Below are 4,860 nucleotides of genomic sequence, written 5' to 3'. Positions count from 1 at the left end.
AAAAATTAATGAATATAATTAATAGCTTAAATGAGGARCTATATTTATTAAAAAAAGATATAAATAGTAATCTAAATAATAAATCTAGTAATTTAGTTTCATATATAGAAGAAGAATTAAAAGAAAATACTAAAAGTATAAAAGAATTAGAAAATCCATTTTTATTATTTATAATGGGATGTGGAAATTATGGAAAATCAACTCTTATAAATGCTATTTTACAAGATAGAATAATCGAAACTAGTGACATACCAAATACATGGAAACTAGATTTATTTATTAAATCTAACAATGAAAAAATGGAAATAACATATAATGATGAAAGAAAAATTGTAAAAAGTATAACTAATGGCAACAAAATATTAAAAGAAGAAGAGAATAAATTTAAAATATCAAAAAAGAAAATATCTAAAAAAATATTAAGTTGTAAAGATAGGTTAAGTAAAAATAAATTAAAAGAATACAAAATTGAACAAGAAAAATTACATCTATATAAATCAGATATAGAACAAATYAAATACTATTTAAAAGATAAGAAAATACTTAATGACTTTACAATAGTAGATACCCCAGGACTTAATCAAACATTATTAAAAAATACAATAGAGCGTATGAATAAATACTACAAAAAAGCAGATGGAGTTATATGGTTAATAGATGCTCAAAATATAGTATCAAAAGAAACTAATAAGCTAATAGAAGAAATTAATAAAATAGATAATTTACATGAAAAAAAATTTATATGTGTAGTTAATAAAATAGATATAATAAAAAATGATGAAGATTTGAAAAGAATAAAAGAAAAAGTAAATGATATATATAAAGATAAATTTAATGATATAGTTTATATATCATCATATGATGCCTTAAATGGATTTATAAACAAAAATGAAGAGTTAATATATAAAAGTAATATAAATAGCTTATATAAATCTATAGAAGTTAATTTTACAAGTGTATGTGAGAAAAAACAAATAGATTCTAAGTATAAAAACTTATCTATAATGAAAAATAATATACTAGATAAAATATATTCATATAAAAGAAATCTATATAAGGATATATCAAATTACAATGAAGTTAATTTTGAATTAAATAAAAAGTGTGAGGAGATATACTTATATGTRTTAAATCATATAGATAAGATTAAGAAAAAAAATATATACAATAAAGAAGATTTTAATAACTTAATAAAAAGTATAGAAAATTTAGAGAAACAGTGTAGTCTAGATTTAGAAAAGATGTATAATACTTTAATAAAAAAAATAAATTATACTAATAGTAATAAAAATTATATAAATACAAATGTTTATTTTTCAAAAAGTAAATATTTAATCCTAAATTATAATAATCACACCAATATAAATAAAAATACTAATAAACTATCAAGTTATTTATCAAAACTAGGCAAATCAAACTCCACAAGAACTAATAATTATGAAAATGAATTAAATTATCATATCAGCAAAAACATTACCAAATTAGAAGAAGAAATAAAAACTACATTAAAAGATAAATTAGATTATATCAAAACTGATATCAATAAAGTTAAATACAATAGTTTTAAAGATAAGTATTTAGATTATGAACTTATAAAAAAACATATTAGCTTTTTAGATAATATAGAAAAAATATTAATRAATTTGAGGTGATATTGTGGAAAATATAAGTCGATATATTTATGAAATTAAAGAAAGTTTACTTAATTCGCCCATAAGACAAAGACTATCTCAAAAGGAAATAATACCTTTTAATGATGTAGTATGTGAAGATTTAAATGCTCAAATAGAAAATATAAAAGCATTAGAACATAATCAATATGCTCCTTTAAATGTAGTTATAGTAGGAGAAGTAAAATCAGGTAAATCAAGTCTTTTAAATGCAATTTTAGGGAAAGAAATAAGTGATGTAGATGTATTAGAGGCAACATCATCAGTAATAGAAGTTGTATATGATGAAAATAATGATGTAAGTAAATTTGGAGAACTAACAAGAATTTCTTTAAATTTAGATTACTTAAAAAAAATAAATATAGTAGATACACCAGGAGTTAAAAGTATAACTGAAAATAATGAGAAAAAGACTATAGATTATATTAAATATGCTGATTTAATTTTATTTGTTATAGATGCAACGCACTTAGGTCAAGAAGATACAATAGAAGTGCTAGATTTATTGAGTGAATACAACAAACCAATTATTGGTGTAATTAATAAATGTGATTTATTGAGTGAAAATAGAAGTGAAATTTTAGATTATATAAGTAGTGAATATGGAATTTATATAGATAGATTTTTCATGATATCAGCATATCTTGAATATCAACATAGAATGAGCCAACAAACAATAGCTAAAAGTACAGATATAATAGTATCAAACTATACCGAGCTTAGAGAAAATTTTAAAAAGCTAACTGACTATATAGACTCTATACACAAAAACGCAAATAAAGTAAAAGATAAAAGCATAAAAACATCTATAGAAGGTATAATCCAAAAAGATATAATAGTTCACAATGATTACAATAAAAGCATAAGTATACTAATAAATGAGCTTAAAAAATATGAACGACTATTACAAAATAAAAGAGATTATATAAATGCTAAAATGGAATTTGAAATAAATGATTGGATAGATAGAATATTTTTAAGTGATGAAGTTAAAAAAATCGAAGAAGATATAAAAATAGCTAATGCATATATAAATGAAAAATATTTAACAGATTTGATAAATTCTAAAAAAGGTGAATTAGATAATTTATATTTTAATGAATGGAGTACTTGTTTAAAAGAGATAAGTGAAGAAATGGATGATGATATCAAAAGATATGTAAATGATATAACTTATAAAAATGAATTATTAGATACTCCTACATTTAAACTAGATAAAGAAAAAAGTGATATGAATGCAATACTTGCAACAATTGGTACAGGAGCAATACTTGGAGCAACATCAGGTGGAATTATATCAATTTATAGTGCAACACTAGGAAACTATGCAGCATCACTTACACTTGGAGCTGCTATGATGACATATCTTCCACCTCTTTTAATAGCTGGAACTGTAAGTGGAGCAGTTGGTAAGGTTATATATGATAAGGTTATAGAAGATAAAAATAATAAAGAAATACTTAAAAATATAGATAATTTTATAAAAGGATTAAAAATAAATATAAAAGAAGAATTAAATAAAGACTATGAAAAACTTAATCAAGAAATAGTAATCACTACTAATGAAATATTAAAAAATATAAAAGGAATATATATAAATAAATATGAAATAGAAAACTTTGTAGAAGAAATAGAAAAATATATAACAGATTTAACCAAATTTGTAGAACTATCATACAATAAAGCATAAATGGAAATTTAATAAGGAGTATAGACATGATAACCCTAAGCTTATGTATGATAATAAAAGATGAAGAATTAGTTTTAGATAGATGCTTAAAAAGTATATGTGATATAGTTGATGAAATAATAATAGTAGATACAGGATCATCTGATAATAGTAAGACAATTTCTAAAAAATATACAGAAAATATATATGATTATATGTGGAATTATGATTTTTCAGATGCTAGAAATTTTTCATTTGAAAAAGCAACTAAAGACTATATATTATGGTTAGATGCAGATGAATTATTAGATGAAGAAAGTAAAGGAAAACTTTTAAATTTAAAAGAAAACTTATCACTTGATATAGATGTAGTAACAATGTGCACATGTATGAAAATAGATCAGTGTGATAATCCTAGCATAACAATGGTAAGGAACAGAATAGTTAAAAGAAGTAATAACTTTAAATGGGTTGGATTTGTACATGAATATATAGAAGTTAGTGGAAAAGTATATAACAGTGAAATTTGTATTGTACATGATAAAGTTAAAACTATAAGTGATAGAAATTTAAAATTATATAGAAAAAAATTAGAAGAAAATATAATTTTTACTGAAAGAGACTTATACTATTATGGAAAAGAGTTATACTGTAATAGATTTTGGGATGAAGCTATAGATATACTTAAGAAGTTTATAGATAAAGGAACTTGGAATTATGAAATAGTTGATGCTCTTTGTAAAATAGGTAAATGCTATTTATATAAGAATAATATAAAGTTAGGAAGAGAGTATTTTTATAAAACTTTTGAGTATGCACCACCAACTGGAGAAGTACTATATCAAATAGCATCTTCATTTGAAGATGAAGAAAAGTATGATATGGCAATAAGTTGGTATGAAATTATATTAATGCAACCTATACCTGATAATTGTACTCGATGTGTTAACTTATATTGTTTAAGATTTAAACCTCATCTTAATTTATGTTATTGTTACTTTTGTATTGGAGATATAAAAATGGCATATTATCATCATAAATGTTGTATGGGAATAAATCCAAATAACAAATATGTTATATATAATGAAAATTTATTTAATTCAATAATAAATAAAGAATAAGACCTAGATTAATATCTATGTCTTATTCTTTTATTGAAATAATTATGTATTTTATATAAGTTCATAGCAGAATTTCTTATTAAAGTATTTATGTACCCTAAAAAACCTTCATCACACTCATCTGAATATAGTGTATTTATATCCATTCCAAACTGCAGGTTGATATTATTTATGTAGTTAAATTGAATACAAACCATAGATACAAAATAAATCATTGCAATTGTAAATAACGAAATAAATATTATAAACATAATCATAAATATATCCCCCTAAAATAATAATCCCCATACTTAAATAGTAATATAAATAGGACAAGATATCATCACGCAAATACACATAAAATAAGTCCTTAAACGACAATAAAGCACATATATATATAAWTAACAAAAGRAAWMWKRTA

4 protein-coding genes are annotated in these 4,860 nt (G+C 21.8%); 3 read left to right on the top strand and 1 reads right to left on the bottom strand.

What is annotated here, in order from left to right; translation table 11 throughout:
* The 3 genes from G3997_RS05925 to G3997_RS05915 all read left to right on the top strand — a co-directional run.
* Positions 1–1,652: dynamin family protein (locus tag G3997_RS05925; protein ID WP_296644370.1), on the top strand; the 1,652-nt coding region annotated here is incomplete at its 5' end.
* A gap of 4 nt (positions 1,653–1,656) precedes the next feature.
* Entirely contained in the window at positions 1,657–3,360 is a 1,704-nt protein-coding gene (locus G3997_RS05920; RefSeq protein WP_296644365.1) for a GTP-binding protein, read from the top strand.
* 26 nt (positions 3,361–3,386) lie between these two features.
* The gene (locus G3997_RS05915) at positions 3,387–4,460 is read left to right on the top strand and encodes a glycosyltransferase (RefSeq protein ID WP_296644362.1); all 1,074 of its coding nucleotides are present in this window, start codon (positions 3,387–3,389) and stop codon (positions 4,458–4,460) included.
* A gap of 8 nt (positions 4,461–4,468) precedes the next feature.
* On the opposite strand, the gene G3997_RS05910 is transcribed toward G3997_RS05915, so the two are convergent.
* A complete protein-coding gene (locus G3997_RS05910; protein WP_296644359.1) occupies positions 4,469–4,717 on the bottom strand; it encodes a hypothetical protein in 249 nt (82 codons plus the stop codon).
* Positions 4,718–4,860 lie beyond the last annotated feature (143 nt).

The organism is Romboutsia sp. 13368 (genome assembly GCF_018336475.1).
Lineage (GTDB): Bacteria > Bacillota > Clostridia > Peptostreptococcales > Peptostreptococcaceae > Romboutsia.
Note: the sequence above shows the minus strand (reverse complement) of the source record. Positions and strands in the feature narration are given on the sequence as shown.